This is a genomic window from Actinomycetospora termitidis (assembly GCF_030286555.1).
Lineage (GTDB): Bacteria > Actinomycetota > Actinomycetes > Mycobacteriales > Pseudonocardiaceae > Actinomycetospora > Actinomycetospora termitidis.
The window spans coordinates 387,592-410,797 of sequence record NZ_JASVWF010000001.1 but is presented as its reverse complement, the minus strand read 5'-3'; the positions used below and the strand labels follow the sequence as shown (position 1 = coordinate 410,797).

Below are 23,206 nucleotides of genomic sequence, written 5' to 3'. Positions count from 1 at the left end.
GCCGTGACCTGCCCGCGGTGCGGCCGGGAGCAGCCGCCGGGGTCGACCGGGCGGTTCTGCGTGCACTGCGGTCGCGTGCTCGGCGGGGTCCGGTGGGTGGCCACGACGCCGGACGCGACCCGGCCGCGCTCCCCCGTCACCCGCCGTCGTCCGTACGCCGGCCCGCCCCGCTACCAGGGCGTGCCGCGCTGGAGCCTGTGGCCGTGGGCCGCCCGCCCCGAGCCCGGCAGCCCGGACGGGCCGCTCGCCGCCCGCGAGGCCCCGGAGCCGGAGGCCGCGCTAAGGGCGACCGCGGAGCTGCTGCGCCGCCTCGCCGTCACGACCGCGCTGCTGTGCGGGGTCGCCGCGGCGGGTGAGGTCTTCCGCTACGTGCTCCTGCTGCTCAGCCGCGACCGGGCGCTCTCCGGTGTCGTGCTGGGCTGGTCCGACGCGATCGTCGGGATCTTCGGCTGGTTGGCCCCGGTGGCGGCGCTCGCCACGGGCGTGGTGTTCCTGCGCTGGGTGCTGCAGGGCCGCGACCTCGCGGCGGCGGCGTCCGGGACCCGGCCGTGGCGGTCGACCCGTCTGCTGCTGGTCGGTAGCGTGCTGCCGCCGTTCACGCTGACCGTCCCCGGCGCGACCCTGGCCGAGATCGAGCACGCCGCGTCCGGGTTCGCGCCGTCGGCGCGCCCCCGGCCGTCGGCTCCGGTCCTCGCCTGGTGGGCGTCGTGGGTGGTCGGGGTCGTGCTCGGGCTGGTGACGGTCGCGCAGGGGTTCGCCGACAGCACCCAGGCCCTGGCCGACGGCGTCGTCCTGCACTTCTGGTGCGACGTGGCGGGCGTGCTGGTGGCGTGGACGACGATCCGCGTGGTCGCCCACCTCACGGAACTGCTCGCGCCCGTGCTGCGGGAGTCGGGCCGGAGCTACGTCGTCGCGGGCTGAGGGGTCAGGCCCCGCCGCCGAGGGTGGCGATCCCGCCCGCGGAGGGCGGGGCGGTCGGGTCGGTGCCGGCGTCCGCGGGCATCTCCCGGGCCACGAAGTCCTCGACGTGGAACAGGTTGTCGCCCGCGCGCCGCACGATGCGCAGCAGCGTCGTCATGGAGGCGACCTCCTCGACCTGCTCCTTGAGGTACCACTGCATGAACTGCTCGCCGAGGTAGTCACCCGCGTCGCGGGCGGTGCGCGCGAGCACCGTGATCTGGTCGGTGACCCGGCGCTCCTGGTCGAGGACCAGCTCGACGACGTCCTCGACGGACTTGAAGTCGTTGCGGACCTCGTCGATGCCGGGGATGCGCACCGCGACGTCGTTGTCGAGCAGGTACTGGACCATGCCCATCGCGTGGTTGCGCTCCTCGAGCGCCTGGGCGTAGAAGTGCGCCGCGAGCTGCGGGAGGTCCTCGTCGTCGCAGTAGACCGCGACCGCCGTGTACTGCTGCGAGGCGGTGAACTCGTGACGGATCTGGTCGGTCAGGAGCCCGTGGAAGGCCGACGAGGACGGTTCACCCATCCGCCCAGTGTAGGGCGCCCTCAGCGCACCGACGTGTGGCGTCCGCTGCGTCGGACCCCGGGGCGCAGACGTCCGGTCGGCGGTCCGGAGGAGGTCGGCACCGGTCCCGTCCACCCGAACTGCTCGCAGTGCACCCGGTTCGGGGGGACGTCGAGCTGGTCGAGGGCGGCGAGCGTGCCGGTCGCGAGGGAGGCCGGCCCGCACACGAAGTAGTCCAGGTGGCGCCGCTCCGGGGCGGGCGGCAGCACCTGCGACAGGAACGCGACGTCGATGCGGCGGCCCGCGGTCCGGGTGATCTCCAGGTCCAGACGGCGGGTCAGCACCGCGAGCTCGTCGGCGAACAGCGGCTCGTCGCCGCGCTCGGCGAGCACCAGCCGGTGGCGGCGGGCGTCGCCGCGCTCGGAGAGGGTGCGCAGCATGCTCATCATCGGCGTGATGCCGACGCCGCCGGCGACGAGCACCAGCCCGGCCCGCCCGCCGTGCTCCTCCGCGGTGAACGAGCCGTGCGGCCCGTCGAGCCAGACCTGGTCGCCCTGGCGCAGGGACGCGACGCGGTGGGAGAAGTCGCCCTGGTCGCGCACGGTCAGCTCGAGGCGGCCGGTGACATTGGCGCTCGAGGCGATGGTGAAGGGGTGTTCCTCGGTGCCGACCACGGCGCGCCGCAGCCGCAGCCACACGAACTGGCCGGGCGCGAAGGTCAGCCCGCCGCGACGCAGGTGGACCGGGGCGAGCACGAGCGTCGCGACGCTCGGCCCCTCGCGCCGCACGCCGTAGACGACGTAGGCGCCCTGGCGGGAGAACAGCGGGCGCCACACCCACCGGTGGGAGAGCACGGCGAGCAGGGCGAAGGCGAGCACGACGAGGCAGACCCGCATGACGGGGTCGGCCACCAGGTGGTCCAGCCAGAGCACGTGCAGCGCGGCGAGCAGTAGCCCCGCCGCGGCGAGCCCGACGTGCAGCCGGGCCCAGACCTCGTAGCGAGCCCCCGGCCGCCGTCCGCCGTACGCGACCCCGCCGACCGCGAGCAGGGCGACCAGGGAGCCCCAGCCGACCTTCGCGGTGTCGCGCGCGGTGATCGGGTTGAGCAGGGCCGGGTGGTTCCACAGGGCGACCGCGGCGTGCGCCACCACGGCCACCAGGGCGATCAGGCCGAGCCACCGGTGCAGGCCCATGACGCGGTCGACGCCGAACGCGCGGGTCAGCGTGCGGATGCGGCTGGGGACCAGGACCACCACGACGAGGGCACCGAGGCCGAGCACGCCCAGCCCGACCGAGAGCATCGTCGGAACCGCGGTCGAGTGGCCGCGCCAGGCGGACAGCACGAACGGCACCACGGTCATCACGACGAGGACTCCGGACCAGGCGATCGTCGTCATCCGTCTGCGCACGGTCGGGAAAGCTAGGGCCGTGACCTCGCCGTGATCGGCGAGTCTGAGAGCCGGGTGGCGCGGGTCGCGGTGATCGACCGGGATCGGGCGGTGACGGGCCGGAGCGCTGCGCCGTTCGTCGGTACGGCTCTCAGGTTCGAGGACGGGACCGCCCGGACTGCCCGTCGGGCGACCGCACGGCAGGATGGCCGGTCGTGAGCCCCCGACTGCCGTTCGACCGCGCCCGTGAGGCCGCCGAGGTGCCCTCGGCGTTCGACCAGGACGCCACCTCCTACGACCGGCTGGTCGGGTCCAACCCCGGGTACGTCGAGCACCTGCGGCTCTCCGCGCAGCGCCTGGCCCTTCCCGACGACGGCCGCGGGCTGCGGCTGCTCGACGTCGGCTGCGGGACGGGACTGTCGACGCGCGCGCTGCTCGACACCTACCCGGAGGCGGAGATCGTCGCCGCGGACGCGTCGGCGGAGATGCTGGCCCAGGCCCGGGAGAAGGCCTGGCCGAGCACGGTCCGGTTCGTGCACTCGCGTGCCGAGGAACTGGCCGCGCACGGTGTCGACGGGCCCTTCGACGGCATCCTCGCCGCGTACCTGCTACGCAACCTGCCCGACGTCACCGCCGGCGTGAAGGACCTGCACGCCCTGCTCGCGCCGGGCGCCCCGCTGGCGGCGCACGAGTACTCGGTGGCCGACTCCGCCCGGTCGCGGGCGATCTGGACCGCGGTGTGCTGGACGATCATCATCCCGCTCGGGTGGCGGGTCACCGGGGACGCGTCGCTCTACCGCTACCTGTGGCGCTCGGTGCTGCACTTCGACGGCGTCACCCGGCTCACCGGCCGGTTCCGCGACGCCGGGTTCGACGACGTGCGCGTCGAGCCGGTGGACGGCTGGCAGCGCGGGATCGTGCACACCGTGCTGGGGCGTCGCCCGGTCTGAGCTATGACGAGCGGCGGCGGCGCACCTCGTAGGTGCGCTCCGCGTACTCGATGTCGTCGACCCACAGGCGCTTGGCCGCGAACTCCATGAGCGGCCGCACGAGGCCCTGGACCTTCCGGGCGTGCACGAAACCGGGCCGCTCGGAGTGGGCGAGGACGGCCTCGGTGACCAGGGTCCGGGCGCGTCCGTCGGGGTGCGGCGCGAGCGGGGTCGCGTGCGTCTCGACGACGCTGCCGGCGCCCTCGCCGCGAGTGATGTGCATGACGATCGTGCGCGGGTCCGGGCAGGTGAAGCGGGCCTCGACCGGCACGCCCCAGGTCTTCGTCACCCGGAACGCCACGTGCAGGTCGAAGTGGTCCTCGGCGTCCGTGGCGGTGCGCCCCGGGGCGGAGTCGACGCGGAGGTCGGCGAACGAGTGCGGGTGGAACCACGCGCCGTGCCACGGGTCGAGACGGTTCGCGATGACGTCGTCGGGCTCGCAGGTGCCGGTCATCGACGCCACCGCGACGAGGCTCTCCGTGTGCGGCGGGCGCACCGGCAGGATCGGGGCGTCCGTGGGCTCCTCCCCGCCGACGGCGTCCAGGCGCACCCAGGTGAGCACGCCGTCGTCGTGCGCAGGCAGGGTGCGCCACCCGGCCCGCCCGGACGGGCCGAGCGCGAGGCCGTGCCAGCGGCAGATCAGCTCGCAACCGGACTGCGTCGCCGTCGACAGGTCCGCCCCGAGGTGCGGGCACGCGCCCGGGCCGGCGTGCAGCCCGCCGTCGGGGGCCCGCCAGACGACGAGCTCGACCCCGGCCACCGTCGTGCCGACGGGCGAGCCGACCCGGACGTCCCGGGACGCGCCCACGACGTACCAGTTGCCCGACGGCCGGGCCTGCGCGCGCTCGAGCGCGGCGTGGATGATCCCGGGCTTCGCGTCGCGCCACGTGGGCGCCATGGCCTCCCAGCGTTCCCCGGACAGTCGTCGCAGGGGGTTCGCCGACGTTGGTCCGACCGGGCGCTTGTCCAGCACGGGACGGACGCTAGGACGAGGCCCGTTCCGGTGCAGTGGGGCGGAGCGGTCTGTGGCCGGACGCACGTCTGGCTGCGACGAACGAGGACACGCCGCGCACGATCAGGTGGTGTCAGGACGGCAGGTCCCGGGACCACGGGCACGACAGGCACCGCGGCCCGCCGCGCCCGGAGCCCAGCTCGAACCCCTCGATCGTCACGACCTCGATCCCGGCGTCGCGCAGCCGGCCGTTGGTCGTGGTGTTCCGCTCGTAGGCGACGACGACGCCCGGCGCGAGCGCGAGGGTGTTGTTGCCGTCGTCCCACTGCTCCCGCTCGGCGGCCACGCCCGCGGGCCCGGTGTCGACCGCCCGCAGCTCGTCGATCCCCATCGCGCGCGCGGCGGCGGGGCGGAACGGTTCCGGCCCGGAGATGTCGAGGCCCGGCCGGATCGTCCAGGCCTCGAGCCCCTCGAGGACCTCGGGGAAGACGACCATCGCGTCGACGTCGACCATCGTCGCGACCGTGTCCAGGTGCATCGTCGCGCGGCGCTGCGTGATCGGGACCGCGAGCACGGTGTGCGCGAGCCCGTCGGCGAACATCGCGCGGGCGAACGACTCGGCGCCCGCCGGGCTGGTGCGCTCGCCGACCCCGATCGCCAGCACGCCGGGGGCGAGCAGCAGGACGTCGCCGCCCTCGACCGGCGACGGGTCCCGCGGCGCGGTGTGGGTGACCCCGCCGAGGGCCGGGCGGCCCGCGTGCGCGAGCGCGATCAGCGAGGCCTCCCGGCGGCGGGCCGGCATGCCCATCACGGCGGCGACCACGCGGTCGCCCACCCGCATCGACGAGTCGCGCGTGAACATCAGGTTGGGCAGCGGGTCGACGGCGAACTCGTCCGGGCCGTGCATCCGCCGGACCAGCGAGTTCTCCCCGTCGCCGAGCTCGCGGAACGTCAGGCCGCCGATCAATGCCGTCGCGAGCTCCGGGGCCGACATCCCCGCCATCTGGTCCCGGACGGCCGCGCCGAGCTCCCGCCCGAGGACCCGCTCGTCGACGGCGCCCGCGATGCCGGAGTCCCGCGCCCCGTCGTCGTGGAGAGCGTCCGTGAGCAGGTCCGCCAGCAGCAGGACCTCGACGCCGCGGGCGCGCAGGGTGGCGGCGAACCGGTCGTGCTCGAGCTGTGCCCGCTCGACCCAGGGGATGCCGTCGAAGAGCAGCCGGTCGGCGTTGCGGGGCGTGAGCCGCTGGAGCTCGGGGCCCGGCCGGTGCAGCACGACCGACCGCAGCGGGCCGACCTCGGTGTCCACGCGTGGGGTCATCGCCACCAGACCCTAGGGTGCCGGCAGGAACGACACCCGGCCCGCCAGCAGCGCCGAGCCGACGAACGCGACCACGTCGATGAGGGTGTGCGCCCACACCAGCGGCCAGAGCCGGCCGGTGCGCTGCCAGTAGCGGCCGAACACCAGGCCCATGACGAGGTTGCCGAGGCCGCCGCCGAAGCCCTGGTAGAGGTGGTAGGAGCCGCGCAGCACGGCCGCCACCAGCAACGAGCGGTTCTCCGTGAGGCCGAGGCGGCGCAGCGCGGAGAGCAGCCAGCCGACGACGAGCACCTCCTCGGCCCAGGAGTTGGCGAAGGCCGAGAACAGCAGGACCGGGACGCGCCACCAGTGGTCGTCGAGCACCGAGGGCACGACCGTGAGGTTGATCCCGAGGGCCCGCGTCACCAGGTAGAACGCCAGGCCCGGGATGCCGATCACGGCCGCCAGACCGCACGCGGCCCGCAGGTCGCGCCAGGGTCGGCGCCCGTCGAGACCGACGCCGCGCGGCCCGGACCCGGCGCGCAGCAGGAGGTAGAGCCCGAGCCCGCCCCAGGCCACGAGCTGCAGCGAGGACGCCAGCTGCGCGGCGAGGTCCACCCACGCGTCGGTGGCGAGCGGCCGGTCGATGGAGACCTGGCGGGACGACAGCGGGGCGGGCGCGGCGAGGGAGTCGAGCAGCGAGATCAGCGACCGGAGCCCGGACAGGCCGAGCGTGACGGTCGCGACGACCAGGATCTCGGTCACGACGAGCCGGCGCTCGCGGCCGGTCACGACCTCGTCGTCCCCGACCTCCGGCCGCGGCGGCACCAGCCACGCGCGCAGGGTGCTCATCGGTGGATCATCCTGGGCGCACGCCACCGCGGCCACACCGCCGGTCTCGGTAGCCTCGCGGGTGTGCAGGTCCTCCGAGTGCTCGCCACCCCGCGGTGGGTCGGGTGGACGCTGCTCGGGATCTGCGCCGTGCTGGTGTGCGGCGGGATGGCGTACTGGCAGCTGATCCGGGCCGAGTCGGACACCGGCACGCTGCTCAACGCGGGGTACGCCCTGCAGTGGCCGCTGTTCGGCGTGTTCTTCGCGGCGCTGTGGTGGCGGATGCTGCGCTCCGAGGCGCGCATCCTCACCGAGATCCAGGACGGCGTTCCCGACGCCGGGTCGGTGTCGGAACCTGCCCCGACCCAGGACGACGGCGGCCCGTTCACCCCCCGGCCCGCGGGGATCGAGCCCGGCGCCGGCGCGGGACGCCCGGCCCGTGTGCGCGCCACCGACGACTACAACGCCATGCTGGCCGAGCTGGGCCGCCGCGACCGCTCCGCCTCCGACGACGACGAGACCGGGGAGACGAGCCCGTGACCGCATCCACCGACACGCTGACCCCCAAGGTCGTCGCCGCGATGCGGCGCTACCGCGTGGCCGCCTACGTGGTGGGCGTCGGGCTGCTCGTGCTGGTGCTCGTCGCGATGCCGCTGAAGTACTTCGCCGACCAGCCGCTGCTGGTCGCGATCGTCGGCCCGGTGCACGGCTTCCTCTACATGGCCTACCTCGCCCTGACCGCCGACCTCGGGGTCAAGGCCCGCTGGCCGGTCGCGAAGCTGCTCGGCGTCGCGCTCGCGGGGACGATCCCGTTCGTCTCCTTCGTCGCCGAGCGGAAGGTCACCGCTCCGCTGCGGGCGTCGGCGGGCTGACCTCCACCCCGGCGAGCCGGCGCACCTCGGCGCCGAGCATCCGGGAGCAGGCGACCGGCCGGGAGAAGCCGAGCCGCACGTCGTGGTCCCCCCGCGCGGTCTCCACGCGCAGCCGCAGGCCCAGCCGGTCGACCCCGAGCGGCACCACGGTGTGCTCCGGGCGGCGCAGGGCGACGGGGAGGTGGCGGGCGAGACCCGCGACCAGGGCGCCGTGGGCCGCGGCCAGGTGGCCCAGCCACGCGTCACCCTGGTCGACGAACGGGTCGGCCGGGGCGGCGGCGACCTCGGCCGGGGTGAACGTACCGGTGCCCTCGGCGTCGCTGAGCACCACCGAGCCCGGGTCCAGGCGCAGCAGGACGTCCGAGTGCCCGACGTCGAGCAGCCGCTCGTCGGGGTGGTCGGCGGCGATGCGCAGCGCGGCCCGCCGGGCGACGCGGGTCGGCAGGACCCGCACCCGGCCGCACACCCACACCAGGCCGCGGACCGGCTGGCGCACCGGCACGGGCGCGGAGTCGGTCAGCTCCAGCATCACGGGGAGGTGATCGGCGGCGCGGGTCGCGGCGACGACCGGGTGATCGGCCGGGACCTGCAGCGTCGCGGCACCGGAGGCCGGCACGTGGTGCAACGTCGGGGTCACCCGCAGCACGTCCTCGTCGCCGTGGCCGGGCAGGGACCCGGTGATGAGCGCGGCCGCCGAGGCGCGGGTCGCCGTCGCCCGGGCTCGCTCGGCCGGACTCGGGACGGGCGGGGAGTGCGGGCAGCTCCGGGCCACGGGCGGGCTCCTTCCACGGCGGACGACTTAGGTGAGCCTAACCGAATCCCCGTGCCGGAAGGCAAGCGTCGGCGCCCGGTGGACCGGGCGGGGCCGTGCGCCCGCTACCGTGCCTCTCGTGTCCACCGTCCCCCAGGCCGGTGGGGCACCGGTCGACGGTGTGCCCACGCTCCTCGCGCGCATCCTGGACGACGCGGTGCTCGTGTCGCCGGGTCCGCGCCGCGAGATGGCCGACGTGGTCGGGGCCCACCTCGAGGCGCGCGGCGGGGAGTACGGCGGTCTGCTCGGTGCGCTCGTCGTCCCGGTGTCGCGGCTGCAGGAGTTCGTCGGCGAGCTGGTCAAGCGCCGGCCGGCCGCCCCGGTCCCGGTGGCCCTGTCGGTCGACACCGGCCTCGGGGGCGTCCCGAAGGCGCTGTCGCTGACGTCGTCGCGCGCGGCACTGTTGACCACCGGCACGATCGAGATGCCGGCCCCGCACGACGTCGACTCGATCTGGCTGGAGCGGGTCACCGAGTTCGTGCCCGACGAGGTCGTCGCGGTCGTCGAGCCGCGCCGCCCGGACGCGGACGGCTCCGCGGACTGGATCGACGGCGTGCAGCGCGTGGTCGACCACGGGTGCCGTCCCAAGCTGCGCTGCGGCGGGGACCGGGCGGGCGTGTTCCCCGGGGTCACCGACGTCTCGCGGTTCCTCGCCGTGGTGGCCGCGGCCGGTCGCTCCTTCACGGCGAGCATCGGCCTGCAGTCCGCGGTGCGCCACGTGGACCCGGACACCGGCTTCGACCACCACGGCTGGCTGAACCTGCTCGTCGCCGTGACCCGGGGGCTGCGCGCCGCGCCCGACGAGGGCGAGGTCACCGACGAGCTGCTCGACACGGTCCGCGACGCGCTCGACACCACGGACGCGGCCGCGCTCGCCCGCGAGGTGGCCGAGGTGGACGAACGGACCGCCGGGCAGGTGCGGGCGCACCTGTCCTCGCTGGGCTCCACCGCGCCCGCCGACCAGGGCGCCGAGATGGCGCGCCTGGGGCTGGTCTAGTGCGCATCGCCTTCCTCGGTCCGCACGGCACGTTCTGCGAGCAGGCGCTGCTCTCGGTGGTGGACGACTTCCCGGGCGCCGAGCCCGAACCCGCGACGAGCACGACCGCGGCCCTGGACGCCCTGCGCGGCGGCGGCGCCGACCTCGCGTGCGTGCCGATCGAGAGCTCGGTCGAGGGCGCCGTGCCCGCCACCATGGACGGGCTGGTGGAGTCGCCACCCGTCGTCGTCGTCCGCGAGATCCTGCTGCCGGTGCGGTTCGCGGTGCTGGTCCGGCCCGGGACGACGGTCGCCGACGTGCGCACCGTCGCCTCCCACCCGCACGGCGAGGCCCAGACCCGCCGGTGGCTCAGCACGCACCTCCCCGACGCCGAGGTGCGCATGACGCCGTCCACCGCGGCGGCCGCGGCGGCCGTCGCCGACGGGCAGGTCGACGCCGCGGTGTGCGCGCCGGTGGCCGCGCGGCACTACGGGCTCGAGGTGCTCGCCGACGGCGTCCACGACACCGGCGACGCGGTCACACGGTTCGTCGTCGTCGCGCGGGCCGGCTGCCGCCTGCCCGCCCCGACCGGCGCCGACCGCACGTCGATCGCCGCCACCACCGTCAACGAGCCCGGGGCCCTGCTCGCGATCCTCACCGAGTTCGCGATCCGCGGCGTCGACCTCACCCGCATCGAGTCCCGCCCCTCGAAGGCCCGGCTCGGCACGTACTGGTTCTTCCTCGACGGTGCCGGACACGTCGCCGAGGCGGCCATGGGCGAGGCGCTCGCGGCGCTGCACCGGCGCTGCACGGACCTGCGCTTCCTCGGCTCCTACCCGCGCGCGACCGTCCCCGCCGGGTCGACGGCACCGTCGCCGCCGGTCGCCGCGCCCGTGGCCGGGCAGGAGACGGCCGACTACGAGGAGGCGGTGGCGTGGCTCCGCGCACTGCGAGCGGCCCCGGACCCGGGGGTGGGGTAGACGTGGAGACCGTGACCCGACTGGTCCTGGCCCGCCACGGACAGACCCCCGCCAACGTCGCGAAGGCCCTCGACACGGTGCTGCCCGGACCCGGCCTCACCGACCTGGGCCGCCAGCAGGCCGAGGCGTTGGGCAAGGAGCTCGCCGCCGACCTGGCCGTCACCGCGCTCTACGCCTCGCAGGCGCGGCGCGCGCAGGAGACCGCGGGGCTGGTCGGCGGGGTGCTGGGCCTCTCGGTCGGGGTCGTCGAGGGCGTGCACGAGGTCCAGGTCGGCGACCTCGAGGGCCACGCCGACGACGAGTCGGTCGCCGTCTTCCGGTCCGTCTACGACGCCTGGCGCGACGGCGACGTCGACGCCCGGATGCCCGGCGGGGAGTCCGGTCGCGACGTCCTCGACCGCTACCTCCCCGCGGTCGACGACCTCCGGGCCCGCCACCCGGGCGAGACCACGGTGCTCGTCAGCCACGGCGCCGTGCTCCGCCTCGTGGGGCACGCCCTCGCCGGCGAGACCGACCTGCGCCCCGCGGGCGATGACCACCTCGACAACTGCGGCCGCCTGGAGTTCGAGGCCCTTCCCGACGGCGGGTGGCGCCTGCTCGCGTGGCGCCGCGAGGCCCCGGGCGGGCTCGCCTCGTCCCGCGACGCGACCGGGGGCTGAGCCGCCTCGGTCGCGAGTGCGACATGGTGCAGGTTCTGGCGCGCGCTGACCTGCGTGCTGTCGACCTCGCTGGTGTGCGTCGCGCACACGGGCCGGCGGGGTCGGTGCGGCACCGCGGGCGCTGTGCGTCGCGCACACGGTCGGGGCGGGCGGTGTCCGGCGCCGCGTGCTGTGCGTGGCGCACACGTCGGGAACGCCGAGACGCCGAGTGCGACGTGGCGCAGGCTCTGGCGCGCGCTGACCTGCGTGCTGTCGACCTCGCCGGGGAGCCGGAGTGCCGAGAGGCACATGAGGCACCGCACGAGCCGGTGCAGTGTGCCTCACGTGCTGATGATCAACCGTTCTCGTCGATGTAGCGCTGCCCCTCGGGGGTGACGGCGACGTGGATGAACCGGCGCCCGGCTGCGTCCGGGCTGACGTCGGTGATGAGTCCGGCGGCCTCGAGCTGGGCGAGGAACGCATCGAACTGCGGCTGCTGGTCCTCCGTGACGCCGCCCTCCAGGGCGGACTCCGGGATCACCCGGTCACCGGCGTCGGCCACGGCGGCGAGGAATCCCGCGATCAGGTCGGCCATGCCGGGCCACGGTGCCCGCTCGACCGCATCCCGTCCACCCCGCCCGGCCGTGTGCGTCACGCAACGGACGCGGGGAGGGGTGGCCCCGCCCTGCCGGCTGCGTGACGCAACGGGGGTGCGGGGGAAGGCGGCCCGGTCCGGCTGTGTGCTTGGCGCAACGGGGGTGCGGGGGACGGCGGCCCGGTCCGGCCGTGTGCGTCGCGCAACGGGGGTGCGGGGGAAGGCGGCCCGGCCCGGCCGTGTGCGCGACGCAACGCCTCGGACGCGCGGGCGACCTACCCCCACCCGAGCCGGTGCAGCGTCTCCTCGTCGATCCCGAAGTGGTGGGCGATCTCGTGGACCACGGTGACCGCCACCTCGTCGCGCAGCTCGTCCTCGTCCGCGCACGACTCCTGCAGGGCATCCCGGTAGAGCGTGATCCGGTCGGGCAGCACACCGCCGTAGTCGCTGGTGCGCTCGGTGAGCGCGACGCCGTCGTAGAGCCCGAGCAGATCCGGCTCCTCCGGGTGCCGCGCCTCGACGAGCACGACCACGTTGTCCATCGCCCGCAGGAGCTCCGGTGGCAGCTCGTCGAGCGCCTCGCCGACCAGCTCCTCGAAGCGCTCGGGGCCGACGTCGGTCAGTTGCCCGGAGCCGGGGCGGCCGGCGTCTGCTGCGGCTGCTGACCGAGACCCGGCAGCAGCGGGGGCAGCTGGAGGCCGGGCTGCTGGGTCGGCGCCGCGGGGGCGGCCGGGTCGGTGCTGGGCGCGGTCGAGGTCGCCGACGGCTCGGCGGCCGCGGGGGCCCCGGCCGGGGGCAGCGGGTCGGCGGAGGCCGGGGCCTCGCCGCCGATCGTCACGCCGTCCTTCACCGCGCCCGTGAGGGGGGCGAAGCCGGAGTTGTCGGCGAGCAGCGAGCCCATGTTGCAGCTGACCCGGCGCGTGCCGGCGTCCCACGACGCCTGGTTGACGTTCGTCCAGTACACGGTGAGCTTCGAGTCGGTCAGCTTCTGCGCGCCCACCGCCGCCTGCGCGACCTTGGTGCACTCGGGCTGCAGGAAGTTGTCCTGGTCGTCCACCGACGGCAGGCCGTTCGGGAACTTCGAGCCGAGATCGACGGTGCCCGCGACCTCCGCGGCGTGCGTCCGCGTGCACGACGACACCGGGTCGGACACCTCCTTGCCCGCCAGGCCGAGGCACGTCCCGGGGTCGAACACGACGGCCTGGTCGGCGTCGGCGACCTTGCCGGTCGAGGCGAACAGCGCCCCGGACCGCCCGGGGGCCTGGAGCCCGCAGCGGACGGTGCGGTCGCCGTCCTCCCAGGCCGCCTGGGTCGGCTTGAGGGCCCCGACCTTGTAGCGGCCGGTCGGGTCGAGCGGCTTGGCCAGGTAGCTCTGCACCAGCGGCGCGCACTGCGTGGCCACCAGCTGCTGCCACGCGGCGTCGGCCGGGAACGGCGCGCCCTCGGGGAGGGCCGCCTGCGCCGGGCCCGCCGTCTCGAACAGGTGGGACTGCGTACACGGCACCTGCGAGACGTCCGAGCCGTCGGCCGTCGTCCAGTTCAGGCAGGTCCCCGGCGTGGACGGGAGCTCGTCCCGGTCCTCCGACGGGCCCGTGCTCGAGCCGCCCAGCACCCCCGACGAGCCCCGCTCGTCCGAGGCGAGGCCCAGGAAGCCGAGGTTGGAGCCGGTCGCCGCGAGCGCGGAGGCGGCCAGGAGCATGATCAGCGCGCCCACGAGCACCCCGACCACGCCCCGGCGCGCCATGAGGCGCCGCCCGGCGTGGCCCTGGTCCGCGGACGCGTCTTCGCTGTCGCCGTCCCCTCGCCCGGAGGACGGACGTTCCCGTACGAGCATGGTGCTGACATCATGCCGCGTGCCGGACTCGTCCCCTTGATGGGGGGACGACGGCACCGATGGTGGGATGCTGGTGACGACGCGCAGCGGAGCTCCGGGCGGCTGCGGAGGGGTGACGACATGACTGACGAGCCGGGCGGCTCCCACCGCCGACCCGACGGTGCGGACGGTGACGAACCGACGCCGCCCGCCGGCACGCCGACCGCGGCCGACGGCACCGCCGGGTCACCCGACGAGACCACGGAGAGGTCCGCGCCGGAGTGGACCCGGAGCGAGAGCCCGGCCGACGACCCGACGATCCACGCCGACGTCGAGAAGCGCCGCGGGGGCATCCGCTACCAGGACCCGGAGACCACCACGCCCCGCGAGCCCACGGTCGCCGAGCAGCGCGCCCGCCGCGAGGCCGAGCGCCGTCGCCGGGCCCAGGAGGAGGCCGCGGCCGCCGCCGAACAGCGCAAGTCGAAGATCCGCAAGCGGGTCCTCATCGGCGGCGGCGTCGCCGTGGGGATCGTCGCGATCGTCGCCATCGCCTACGCCGCCTCCTCGGGGGACGACGAGACGACGGCGCAGTGCGTCGACCAGAACGGCGTGGTCGTCGACGACAGCCAGTGCTCCAGCGGCGTCCAGCAGGGCGGGTACTACAACTCCGGTGGCGCGTTCGTCCCGATCTTCATCGGCGGGTTCGGCGGCGGCCAGTACCACTACAACTACGGCTCCAACGCGCCGGTCGGCAGCCGGGTCAGCGGCGGCACCACGAACCCGCCGGCGAGCGGGACCGCGTTGCGCGGCAGCTCCGGCTCCAGCGTCGGGACGTCGAACGGCAGCAGCGGCACCGTCAGCCGCGGCGGCCTGGGCGTCAGCGGCTCGTCGTCGGGAACGAGCGGCTCGGGCTCCCGCGGCTCGTCGGGCAGCTCCTCCGGCGGCAGCTCCAGCTCGGGTAGCTGACAAGCTCTCCCCGTGCGACGCGAACGCTCCACCCCCCGCCCGGACTGGCGTCAGAAGATCGAGGAGCAGGGGCTCGTCTTCGGCACGCCCGCGACGACGAGTGCGAACGGCACCCGCCCCTACTGGGACGAGTCGGTGCACTACGTCTTCGACATGGCCGAGATCCTCTCCCTCGAGGCGGACGTCGAGCTCCTGCACTCGATGTGCCTGGAGGCGGTGGACCACGTCGTCACCACGGAGCGCTTCCGGGACTTCGCGCTGCCCGAGTGGAGCTGGGAGCAGGTCGCCGCCTCGTGGAAGCGGCACGACCCGCACCTCTACGGCCGCTTCGACCTGCGCTACGACGGTTCCGGGCCGGCCAAGCTGCTGGAGTACAACGCCGACACCCCCACCTCGCTGCTCGAGGCGTCGATCTGCCAGTGGTACTGGCTGAAGGACGTGTATCCCGACCAGGACCAGTGGAACGGGCTGCACGAGAAGCTCGTGGCGCAGTGGTCGACGATCGCCGCCGACCTGCCGCGCCAGGAGGTGCACTTCTGCTGGTCGCAGGCGGAGACGACCGGTGAGGACCACGTCACCACGGCCTACCTGCAGGAGACCGCCGCCGAGGCCGGCCTGGACACCGTGGGCCTCGCGATCGAGCAGATCGGGTGGGACTCCGCGCTGGACCGGTTCGTCGACCTCGAGGAGGCCCCGATGAACTGCGTCTGCAAGCTCTACCCCTGGGAGTGGATCCTCGGCGACGACTTCGGCAAGCACGTCACCCGGAGCCTCCCGGAGACGCAGTGGGTGGAGCCGCTGTGGAAGACGCTGCTGTCGAACAAGGCGCTGCTGGCGGTGCTCTGGGAGATGTACCCGGGCCACCCGAACCTGCTGCCGGCCTCGCTGAACGACCCGGGGTTCCTCACCGAGTACGTCCGCAAGCCGCTGCTGGGCCGCGAGGGCGCGAACGTGCAGATCGTGGCCGGCGCCGGGGAACCCGTCGTCGAGACCGGCGGGGTGTACGGCGAGGAGGGCTACGTCTACCAGCTGTTCGACCCGCTGCCCGAGTTCGACGGCTACCGCCCCGTGCTCGGCGCCTGGATCGTCGGGGACGAGGCGGCGGGGATGGGCATCCGGGAGTCCGCGGGGCTCGTGACGGACAACGGCGCGGCGTTCGTGCCGCACCGGATCCCGGACTGAGACCCGTGGCCGAGCACGTCGCCCGGCGGATGTGGCGGCTGTTCGAGCCGGTGCACGCGCTGATCTACTTCGCGCCCGGGTCGCTGCGCGCCACCGAGGACCTGGGTCCGTCGTTCTGGTCGCGCTACGTGGCCCAGCGCGCGGCGCCGCTCGGGTCGGTCCCGTCCCCGGTGATCACGGCCGCGTTCGGCGGGTTCGCCCCGGACCGGATCGCTGACGCCCTGGAAGGGGTCGCGGTCACGCCGGGGGTCGCCCTCGAGCGCCGGCTGCGCGGCATCGACGCCGCGTTCCGCGACCTGGACGGTCTTCCCGACGCCGGGTCGATGAGCGAGGCCGCCGACCTCGCCTGGGATGCCTCGCGGGCGTGCGAGGACGCCGGCCGCGTCCTCGGCGCGGCGAACCGGGCGCTGCCCCGGCCCGCGGACCCGCACCTGGCGCTCTGGCAGGCGACCACGACCCTGCGCGAGCACCGGGGCGACGGGCACCTCGCGGCGCTGGCCGTGCACGGGGTGTCGCCGGTCGAGTCGCACGTGCTCAAGGTGCTCGCGGGCGAGTCCCCGGAGCGCGACCTGCGGCTCGGACGGCGCCTTCCCGACGACAGGTGGGAGGCGGCCCGGGCGCGGTACTCGCCCGAGGAGGCCGCGGCGCTGCACGCCGCCGTCGAGGACGCCACCGACCGTGCGGCCGTCGGCCCGTGGGCCGCGCTCGGGGCGGAGCGCACCGAGCGGTTGGCCACGCTGCTGGCGCCGGTGACCGAGGCCTGCTGGCAGGTCGTCCCGGGGATCAACCCGATCGGCCTGACCCGCTAGTCTGGCGCCCCTTTCGTCCGGTTGGACCACCCGCTGGGAGCCCCGCGTGTTCACGCCCGACTTCTTCCCGACCCTCTTCTCGGGCATCGGCCTGATCGCGATCTACGCGGTCATCGGGGCGGTGCTGATGTACGTCGGCTACTTCGCCATCGACCTGACCACCCCGGGCGACCTGCGTGCGCTGGTGCGCGAGGGTCGCCCGAACGCCGTCGTGGTCGCCGCGTCCGGCCTGGTGTCGATGGCGCTGATCGTCGTCACCGCCATCTACGTCTCCGGCGGCGGCATCCTCACCGGCATCGTCAACACCCTGGTGTTCGGCCTGGTCGGGATCATCGCCCAGGTCGCGGCGGTCCGGGGGCTGGAGGCGGTGTCGCGGCTCGACGTGGGCGCGTGCCTGCACGACGAGGGCTACACCCCGGTCTCCGCGATGATCGCCGGCATGCACGTCGCGCTCGGCCTCGTGGTCGCGGTCGCCATCATCTGAGCGCACAGCGTCACCACCGGCGTGCCGTTCGAGTGACTCCCACCGCCCGGTCCTAGGCTGCTCGGCGACCGGAGTGGTGGAGGTGCTCGGGGAGAGGCCGGGGTGGGCGGATGACGGCGGCGCTGAGGCCCGCGGATCCGGCGGAGGACGAGACCCCCGCCCGGACCCGTCCGGTCGCCGTCCTGGTCTGGGCCCTGGTGACGGTGGTGCTCGGCCTGGCGGTGCCGTTCGCCCCGGTCACCAGCGACGTGACCACGGTGTCCTGGCCGGCCGCGGGCGAGCCCGTCGGGTCGACGACCCTGTCGCTGAGCCCGCCCCGCCCGGCGTCGCTCGACGTCACGATCCCCTGCGCCGCCCTGCGGGCCGGCGGCGACGTCCTGCGCACGATGCCGGCCGGCGCCGTGCCGGCGTGGCAGACGAGGGCCGTCGCCCCCGAGGACCGCGACCCCGGGGCCACCCCCGACCGCGTCGCCGCCGGCGGCCTGGTCGTCTCCGCCGCCGCGGGCCGGGTGGACGTGGTGGTCTCCGGCGAACGGATGCTCTCCACCCCGTTGCCGGTCCTCGAATCCCCGTCGCTCCGCTCGCCCGACCCCGGCGACTGCGAGCTCGCCCTCCGCAGCGGCGCCGACGGCCTGCGCGCGACCCTCGACGGCGCACCTCTGCCCCTGGCCTGCGGCACCTGCGCCGACATCGCCCCGCCGCAGGTCTCGGAGTTGACCACCAGCGCCGTCGCCCCGGGCGCCTCCCCGCGGGTCACGATCGAGCCCGACGACCGCTACGCCTCGCGGCCGGGCCCGGTCAAGACGGTGCTGCTGATCGCCCACGTCCTCGCGCTCGTCGTGCTGTTCGTCCTGCTCACGCGTGACCACGGCCCGGCGGTCCGGCGCTGGTGGCAGGGCCGGCGGCACGCCTGGTCGGTCCTGCGCCGCCACCTCTCGGGGGCCGACGCGGTCGTCGTCGTGGTGTCCGGGGCGTGGGTGGTCCTCGGCCCGATGAACTTCGACGACAGCTGGTACCCGCTCATGTCGCGGGACGCCGGGGTCTCGGGCTACCTGGGCAACGCCGTCTACATGTTCAACGTGACGGAGAACCCGTTCGTCGCCTCGCAGTACCTGATGCAGCTGTGGGGCACGCTCGGCGGCTGGTCGCTGGTGTGGATGCGCGTGCTCCCGCTGGCGTTCGGGCTCCTCGCGTACGCGTTGCTGCGGGTCTACCTGGCCCTCGCGCTGCGGAACGCCCGCATCCGGGCGTCCCGGGTGCCGTGGGCGCTGCTCGTCGGGCACCTGGTGTGGTGGCTGCCGTTCGGGCTGACGCTGCGCCCCGAGCCGCTGATCGTGCTGCTGTCGGTCGTGGTGCTCCTGCTCGCCGAGCTCGCCCGCCTGCGCGAGGCGCCGCTGCTGTACGCGCTGGGGATCGCCGTCGCGGCGTTGTCACTGACGTGCTCGCCCACCGGTCTCGTCGCGGCGGCGCCGCTGCTGGTCGAGCTGCCGCGCTGGTGGCCCCGCATCCGGGCCTCGACCGCGGCGGAGCGTCTGGTGGGCCTCGCCGTCCTCGCGGCGGCCCTGTCGGTCGCGGTGCCGATCGCCTTCGCGGACGCGTCCTTCGCCGACGTCGTCGAGGCGTCCGCCGTGCACGCGTACTACTACAACACCGTCCCCTGGTACGACGAGCTCACGCACTACCAGACCCTGCTCTCGCCGGGCCGGACGTCGTGGGGCGGGCGCGGGCCGATCCTGCTGACGCTCGGGGTGACGGTCGTGGTGGCCGCGGGCAGCGCGTTGCGGGGTCCCGACGACGACGACCTGCGCCGGCTCCTGCTGCACTCCGCGGCCACGAGTGCGATCGCGTTCGCGCTCGTGGCGGCCAGTCCGACGAAGTGGGTCCTGCACTTCCCGGCGGTCGGGGCGGCGGGCACGGTCCTGCTCACGGTCGCGCTGCTGCGCGCGCCCCTGCCCCGTCGGGAGCGGGCGCTCGCGACCTCGGTCGGGCTGGCCGTGCTCGTCGTCGTCACCTCCGTGACCTTCGCCGGCTGGAACGTGTGGACGCCGTACTCGGACCGCGGCCAGCCCTTCGGCGCGCACGCCGACCCCGCGCCCACCCCGCTGAGCCAGAACCTGCTCGCGCCGCACCTCGGGCCGGTGTTCCTGCGCAACCCCCTCGTCTGGATCGCGGTCGCGGTCCTCGCGGCGGCCTGGGCGGGCTGGTCCGCGCGACGCTGGCCGGAGCGGCGCCTGCCCCGGCCCGAGCCGGACCGGGCGGTGCTCGCGGTCGCCTGCCTGACGCTCGTCGTCGGGATGCTGGGCGTCTTCGTCTTCGCCCCGGCCACCCAGTACCCGGGGTGGACGGTTGCGCTCGGCAACACCAAGGACGTCGTGCGCGGCACCCCGTGCGGCCTGCAGGACGAGGTGACGTACCTGGGGCCCGCCTCCGTCCCGCTCGGCCGGCCCACCGGCCCCGCCGTCACGGAGGGGGACATGGTCGACGGCGCACGGGTGCCGATCCCCCGTCCGGTCCCCGGTCTCGGCCCCGTGTGGCACGACGCGACCCCGACGTCGAGCGGGCGCGGCGGCCTCGTCACCGGCTGGTACCCGGTCCCGGCCGACGGCGACGCGACCGACGTCGTGGTCCCGGTGCTGTTGTCCGGGTCCCCCGACGAACGTGTGGTGGTCGAGTTCGGGCGCGGGGCCCCGGACGGTGTGCGGGTCGGCGGGCGGCGGGAGATCGAGCCGCTGCCGAACGCCGACGGCCGGACCTGGCAGGAGCGGCCGGTGTCCCTGGTGGACCAGCCGGTCCGTCCGGGATTCGTCCGCGTCGTGGTCGAGCCCGGGGCGTCGCTCGGCGAGGACCGGGTCGCCGTCGCCGCGCCGCGCCTGGGGGTGCCGCGCCCGATCGGCGAGGTGCTGGACGGGCGGTCGGTGCTGGTCGACCAGATGTCGGCCGTGCTGTGGCCGTGCGTCGACCAGGCCGCCGTCGCCCGCGGGATCGCCCCGGCGCCGCAGGTCCGCATCCACGCCGACGAGGACCTCGGGCAGAGCTACTGGGGACTCCAGGACAAGCCCGAGCGGGGCGGGGCGTGGCGGTTCGACGACGCGAACTCCACGTACGTGCGCCTGGCCACCGCCGTCCAGCCCGGGGGACCGCGGACGAAGCCGTGGGGGCGCGTCGACCTGGTGGTCCGCGACCGTCCCGCCGGCCTCGTCGACGTCTCCTCCGGCACGCGCTCGACGCCGGGCTGGGAGCGCGGCCCGACGCTCGCGGAGGAGGGCTACGACGACGTCCAGTACCAGGGCGCGGTCGGTTAGGACCGGCTACTCCGGGTCGAGGGGCTCCGCCTCGAAGACGAGCCGCCCCGGGCCGCGGCCGGGCACGTTCGTCGGCCAGCCGGGTCCGGTGCCCTCCCGCCACCGCAGGTGCAGGTCGGTGGGCCGGGCCGGGTCGGAGTCCGAGAACAGGTAGTTGACCTGCAGGAAGGCCCGGGTCACCGGGCCGGCCGTGCGGGCCCGCTCGGCCGCGAGGGCGACCACGCGGTCGTGGTCGGAGAACACGTCGACGATGTCGCACTCGCAGCCGTAGGCGAGTGCCCCGATCTCGCCGGGGGCCGAGACGCTCCGCCCGGGGGGCAGCGCCGCACCCAGCCCCCGGCCCGCGTCGAGGTACTGCGCCGCGGTCGCCCAGTTGCCGAACATCACCGGCTGGGCCCACGGCAGCGGGCCCACCAGCCCGATCCCGAGGGCCGTCCCCGCCACCACGGCGAGCGCCGGGGCGAGCGCCGCGCCCGAGCGGCGGCTGGCCAGGTCGGCGGCGAACAGCGCCGTGCAGACCGTCAGCAGGAACAACGACGGGCAGTAGTACCAGAGGTACGACGACACCCCCATCGCCGCGTACACCGCGTAGTGCGCCAGCCCGGCCACGCCGCACGCGACGACCACGCGGTCGACCGGGGCGTGCCGACCGCGGAGCACCGACCCCACCGACCGCGCCAGCCCGACCAGCCCCGTCAGGACCACCGCGGCCATCAGGGCCGTGGGCACCGGCCACCGGTCGAGGTAGAACGACGGGCCGTTGCCGAAGACCTCGCCGTTCGGGAACGCCCCACCGGTCTTGATCACGAGCGTGTCCGGCACGAAGCCGCCCAGCACGAACCAGGACCACAGGTGCCACGGGAGCGCGACGACGACGGTGGTCGCCAACGCCGGCACGAGCGCGCGCCACGCGGCGGGGGTCCGGCCGACCAGCAGGGCGACGAGGACGACGAGCCCCGGCACGGCGAGGTCCGGTCGGGTCAGGACGGCGAGCCCGAGGACGGCCCCGGCCGCGACCGACCGGCGTGCGGCGGCGTAGCGGGCGACGCCGAGCAGCGCTGCGGCACCGAGGAAGGACTCCATCCCGACGACGCTCGCGAAGATCGGCGAGGTCACGGTCAGGCCCACGACGAGCGGGACGAGCACCCGACCCCGCACGCCCACCTGCCGCGCGAGTCCCGCGGACCACCATCCGAGCGCCGCCGTGGCGAGGACGAGGACCATCCCGGCGGCCACCACCGGCCGGCCGGTGACGAGGATGCCGGCCGCGAGCAGCCAGACGTTCAGCGGCGAGGTGGCCGAGTTCGCGTCCCGGAACGGCGTGAGCCCCCAGTGGCCGTGCAGGGCGAGGTTCCGCGCGTAGTCCAGGGTGATGTAGGAGTCGTCCGGCATCCCGCGGTGGGCGAGGAGGAAGAGGGCGGCCCCGGCCACGGCGCCGCCCACGGCGGCGAGCAGGTCCGGGCGTCGGTGGAGCGGCGTGCCGGTGCGTGTCGTGTCCCGGGCCGCTCCCACGGCGGCGAATCTAGCCGGTGACCCGGCGCGCGACCCGCGACAGCACCGGGCGCGCGCGGCCCAGCACCATCGGCACCACCGGCAGCGGGTCGTCGAGCGCGAACCACGCGTGCTCGGCGAGCGGGGAGCGGCCCGCGGGGGCCGGCCCGTCGGTGCGGTCGCCCCGGTACGCGACCCGCGCCACGTAGTCGAAGTCCTCCACGACGAACGCCCGGCCCTCGGGGAACGGCGCGCGCGGGACCGGCCGCCCGGTCAGCGACAGGTGCTGCGCGCGGACCACGTCGATCCCGGCGGCGTCCTCGAACAGTCGGAACTGGGCGCCGACGCGCGGGTTGAAGTCGACGAGCTTGTAGCGGCCGTCGCGCAGGTCGCGGCGGACGTCGAGGTCGGCGATGCCGTGGAAGCCGGTCGCGGTGAACAGCCGGGTGGCCAGCTCGGCGAGCTCCGGGTTCCACCGGGCCCGACCCGCCGTCGTGATGCCGGCGTGGGGCGGCCACGACCGGAGCTTCACGCCGGTGAAGAGCACCGGGTCCTCGGTCGGGGAGGCGTACGCGTGGACGACCCAGTCCTCGGAGGACTCCCGCGGCAGGTACTCCTGGAGGATCACCGACGGGTCGCTGTCGTTCCAGTCCCGGGCCAGCGCGCGCAGCTCGTCGGGCTCCCGGACCACGGTCGAGGACCGCACCGACGGGCGGCGGTGCCGCTCGAACGGGGCGCGGCTCTTCACCACGACCGGGAACGTGCCGTGCGCGGCGTACTCCTCGACCTCGGCGAGCGAGGTCGGCACCACCGCCGCGGGCGTCGGGACGCCGTGGCGGACGCAGACCTCGTGCAGCCCCTCCTTGCTCGCGAGGCGCCGCGGCAGCCCGGGGTCGGCGCAGCGCGGGAAGAGGAAGTCGTCGGCGAGCTCGTCGCCCAGCTCGGCGACCGCGACGGCGCTCTCGTCGTCGGTGGGCACGAGCACCGCGCGCCGGCCGATCGTCCGTGCGATGGCGTGCAGGCCCTCCGCCAGCTCGGACGGGTCCTCGGCGCCGGTCGTCGGCCAGGTGAGGCGGCCGGCGAGGTGGCGCGAGACGGCGGCCGGGGTGAACCGGCCCTCGGTGACCGCGTAGACGTCCACGCCGCACCGCCCGAGGGTGCGGACCACGCCGAGACCACCGTGGTGCAACGGGTAGCTGCCGAGCTTCAGCAGGACGGCCGGCACGGAGCGGTCGAGGTCGGGGCGGCGGGCGGCGCCGGGTCGGGCGTCGAGCAGCACGAGGCCTGCTTTCGTCGGTGCGGCGGACGCCCCCACGCTCTGCGTCGTCCGAGCGGATCATGCCGTCCTGTCCCTCTGTGACGGAC

At 75.3% G+C, this 23,206-nt stretch carries 23 protein-coding genes; 12 read left to right on the top strand and 11 right to left on the bottom strand.

Annotated features, from left to right (window positions below):
* Positions 1-3 precede the first annotated feature (3 nt).
* A complete protein-coding gene (locus tag QRT03_RS02055; RefSeq protein ID WP_286050760.1) occupies positions 4-921 on the top strand; it encodes a DUF4328 domain-containing protein in 918 nt (305 codons plus the stop codon).
* Positions 922-925: 4 nt separating this feature from the next.
* Here QRT03_RS02055 and QRT03_RS02050 read toward each other — a convergent pair whose 3' ends face one another.
* A complete protein-coding gene (locus QRT03_RS02050) occupies positions 926-1,486 on the bottom strand; it encodes a ferritin (protein ID WP_286050759.1) in 561 nt (186 codons plus the stop codon).
* A 20-nt stretch (positions 1,487-1,506) separates the two neighbouring features.
* Complete coding sequence (locus QRT03_RS02045) at positions 1,507-2,862, bottom strand: ferric reductase-like transmembrane domain-containing protein (protein WP_286050758.1); 1,356 nt, start codon at positions 2,860-2,862, stop codon at positions 1,507-1,509.
* Positions 2,863-3,080: 218 nt separating this feature from the next.
* Here QRT03_RS02045 and QRT03_RS02040 point away from each other — a divergent pair, with 218 nt between their 5' ends.
* Positions 3,081-3,803, top strand: a complete 723-nt coding sequence (locus QRT03_RS02040; protein ID WP_425604793.1) for a class I SAM-dependent methyltransferase — start codon at positions 3,081-3,083, stop codon at positions 3,801-3,803.
* A 1-nt stretch (position 3,804) separates the two neighbouring features.
* On the opposite strand, the gene QRT03_RS02035 is transcribed toward QRT03_RS02040, so the two are convergent.
* From QRT03_RS02035 to QRT03_RS02025, 3 genes are all read right to left on the bottom strand, one after another.
* Positions 3,805-4,740 (bottom strand): Rieske (2Fe-2S) protein, encoded by a 936-nt coding sequence (locus QRT03_RS02035; RefSeq protein ID WP_286052032.1) that lies wholly within the window; start codon positions 4,738-4,740, stop codon positions 3,805-3,807.
* A gap of 187 nt (positions 4,741-4,927) precedes the next feature.
* On the bottom strand, positions 4,928-6,112 hold the full coding sequence (locus QRT03_RS02030; protein ID WP_286052031.1) for an arginine deiminase: 1,185 nt from the start codon (positions 6,110-6,112) through the stop codon (positions 4,928-4,930).
* Between the two features lie 12 nt (positions 6,113-6,124).
* A complete protein-coding gene (locus QRT03_RS02025; RefSeq protein ID WP_286050756.1) occupies positions 6,125-6,943 on the bottom strand; it encodes a CPBP family intramembrane glutamic endopeptidase in 819 nt (272 codons plus the stop codon).
* Between the two features lie 63 nt (positions 6,944-7,006).
* Between QRT03_RS02025 and QRT03_RS02020 the strand changes: the two genes are divergently transcribed.
* Together QRT03_RS02020 and QRT03_RS02015 are read left to right on the top strand one after the other, a co-directional pair.
* The gene (locus QRT03_RS02020; RefSeq protein WP_286050755.1) at positions 7,007-7,462 is read left to right on the top strand and encodes a hypothetical protein; all 456 of its coding nucleotides are present in this window, start codon (positions 7,007-7,009) and stop codon (positions 7,460-7,462) included.
* Complete coding sequence (locus QRT03_RS02015; RefSeq protein WP_286050754.1) at positions 7,459-7,794, top strand: DUF3817 domain-containing protein; 336 nt, start codon at positions 7,459-7,461, stop codon at positions 7,792-7,794. The genes QRT03_RS02020 and QRT03_RS02015 overlap by 4 nt, the downstream gene beginning before the upstream one ends.
* On the opposite strand, the gene QRT03_RS02010 is transcribed toward QRT03_RS02015, so the two are convergent.
* Entirely contained in the window at positions 7,763-8,566 is an 804-nt protein-coding gene (locus tag QRT03_RS02010; protein ID WP_286050753.1) for a DUF2470 domain-containing protein, read from the bottom strand. The two genes, QRT03_RS02015 and QRT03_RS02010, sit on opposite strands and share 32 nt — an antisense overlap.
* A 118-nt stretch (positions 8,567-8,684) precedes the next feature.
* Between QRT03_RS02010 and QRT03_RS02005 the strand changes: the two genes are divergently transcribed.
* Genes QRT03_RS02005 through QRT03_RS01995 form a run of 3 tightly spaced genes read left to right on the top strand, consistent with a single transcriptional unit; the run spans position 8,685 to position 11,220 of the window.
* Positions 8,685-9,602, top strand: coding sequence for a hypothetical protein (locus QRT03_RS02005; RefSeq protein ID WP_286050752.1), 918 nt, complete (start codon positions 8,685-8,687; stop codon positions 9,600-9,602).
* Positions 9,602-10,561, top strand: coding sequence for a prephenate dehydratase (gene pheA, locus QRT03_RS02000; protein WP_286050751.1), 960 nt, complete (start codon positions 9,602-9,604; stop codon positions 10,559-10,561). The genes QRT03_RS02005 and pheA overlap by 1 nt, the downstream gene beginning before the upstream one ends.
* 2 nt (positions 10,562-10,563) lie before the next feature.
* Positions 10,564-11,220: a histidine phosphatase family protein gene (locus QRT03_RS01995; RefSeq protein ID WP_286050750.1), complete on the top strand. Its 657-nt coding sequence runs from the start codon at positions 10,564-10,566 to the stop codon at positions 11,218-11,220.
* A 334-nt stretch (positions 11,221-11,554) separates the two neighbouring features.
* Here the strand turns inward: QRT03_RS01995 and QRT03_RS01990 are convergent, their stop codons facing one another.
* The 3 genes from QRT03_RS01990 to QRT03_RS01980 all read right to left on the bottom strand — a co-directional run bounded on the left by QRT03_RS01990 (position 11,555) and on the right by QRT03_RS01980 (position 13,628).
* Positions 11,555-11,794 (bottom strand): eS19 family ribosomal protein, encoded by a 240-nt coding sequence (locus QRT03_RS01990; RefSeq protein ID WP_286050749.1) that lies wholly within the window; start codon positions 11,792-11,794, stop codon positions 11,555-11,557.
* Positions 11,795-12,069: 275 nt separating this feature from the next.
* Positions 12,070-12,417: a metallopeptidase family protein gene (locus QRT03_RS01985; protein WP_286052029.1), complete on the bottom strand. Its 348-nt coding sequence runs from the start codon at positions 12,415-12,417 to the stop codon at positions 12,070-12,072.
* Positions 12,414-13,628 (bottom strand): septum formation family protein, encoded by a 1,215-nt coding sequence (locus QRT03_RS01980; RefSeq protein WP_286050747.1) that lies wholly within the window; start codon positions 13,626-13,628, stop codon positions 12,414-12,416. The genes QRT03_RS01985 and QRT03_RS01980 overlap by 4 nt, the downstream gene beginning before the upstream one ends.
* A gap of 120 nt (positions 13,629-13,748) precedes the next feature.
* Here QRT03_RS01980 and QRT03_RS01975 point away from each other — a divergent pair, with 120 nt between their 5' ends.
* From QRT03_RS01975 to QRT03_RS01955, 5 genes are all read left to right on the top strand, one after another.
* Positions 13,749-14,573 (top strand): hypothetical protein, encoded by an 825-nt coding sequence (locus QRT03_RS01975; protein WP_286050746.1) that lies wholly within the window; start codon positions 13,749-13,751, stop codon positions 14,571-14,573.
* 12 nt (positions 14,574-14,585) lie between these two features.
* Positions 14,586-15,755 (top strand): glutathionylspermidine synthase family protein, encoded by a 1,170-nt coding sequence (locus tag QRT03_RS01970; RefSeq protein WP_286050745.1) that lies wholly within the window; start codon positions 14,586-14,588, stop codon positions 15,753-15,755.
* A gap of 5 nt (positions 15,756-15,760) precedes the next feature.
* Complete coding sequence (locus QRT03_RS01965; protein ID WP_286050744.1) at positions 15,761-16,564, top strand: SCO6745 family protein; 804 nt, start codon at positions 15,761-15,763, stop codon at positions 16,562-16,564.
* Positions 16,565-16,610: 46 nt separating this feature from the next.
* The gene (locus QRT03_RS01960) at positions 16,611-17,048 is read left to right on the top strand and encodes a DUF350 domain-containing protein (protein ID WP_286050743.1); all 438 of its coding nucleotides are present in this window, start codon (positions 16,611-16,613) and stop codon (positions 17,046-17,048) included.
* A gap of 110 nt (positions 17,049-17,158) precedes the next feature.
* Positions 17,159-20,350: an arabinosyltransferase domain-containing protein gene (locus QRT03_RS01955; protein WP_286050742.1), complete on the top strand. Its 3,192-nt coding sequence runs from the start codon at positions 17,159-17,161 to the stop codon at positions 20,348-20,350.
* Positions 20,351-20,356: 6 nt separating this feature from the next.
* On the opposite strand, the gene QRT03_RS01950 is transcribed toward QRT03_RS01955, so the two are convergent.
* Entirely contained in the window at positions 20,357-21,862 is a 1,506-nt protein-coding gene (locus QRT03_RS01950) for a hypothetical protein (protein ID WP_286050741.1), read from the bottom strand.
* 10 nt (positions 21,863-21,872) lie between these two features.
* Positions 21,873-23,120 (bottom strand): carboxylate--amine ligase, encoded by a 1,248-nt coding sequence (locus QRT03_RS01945; RefSeq protein WP_286050740.1) that lies wholly within the window; start codon positions 23,118-23,120, stop codon positions 21,873-21,875.
* Between the last annotated feature and the right edge of the window lie 86 nt (positions 23,121-23,206).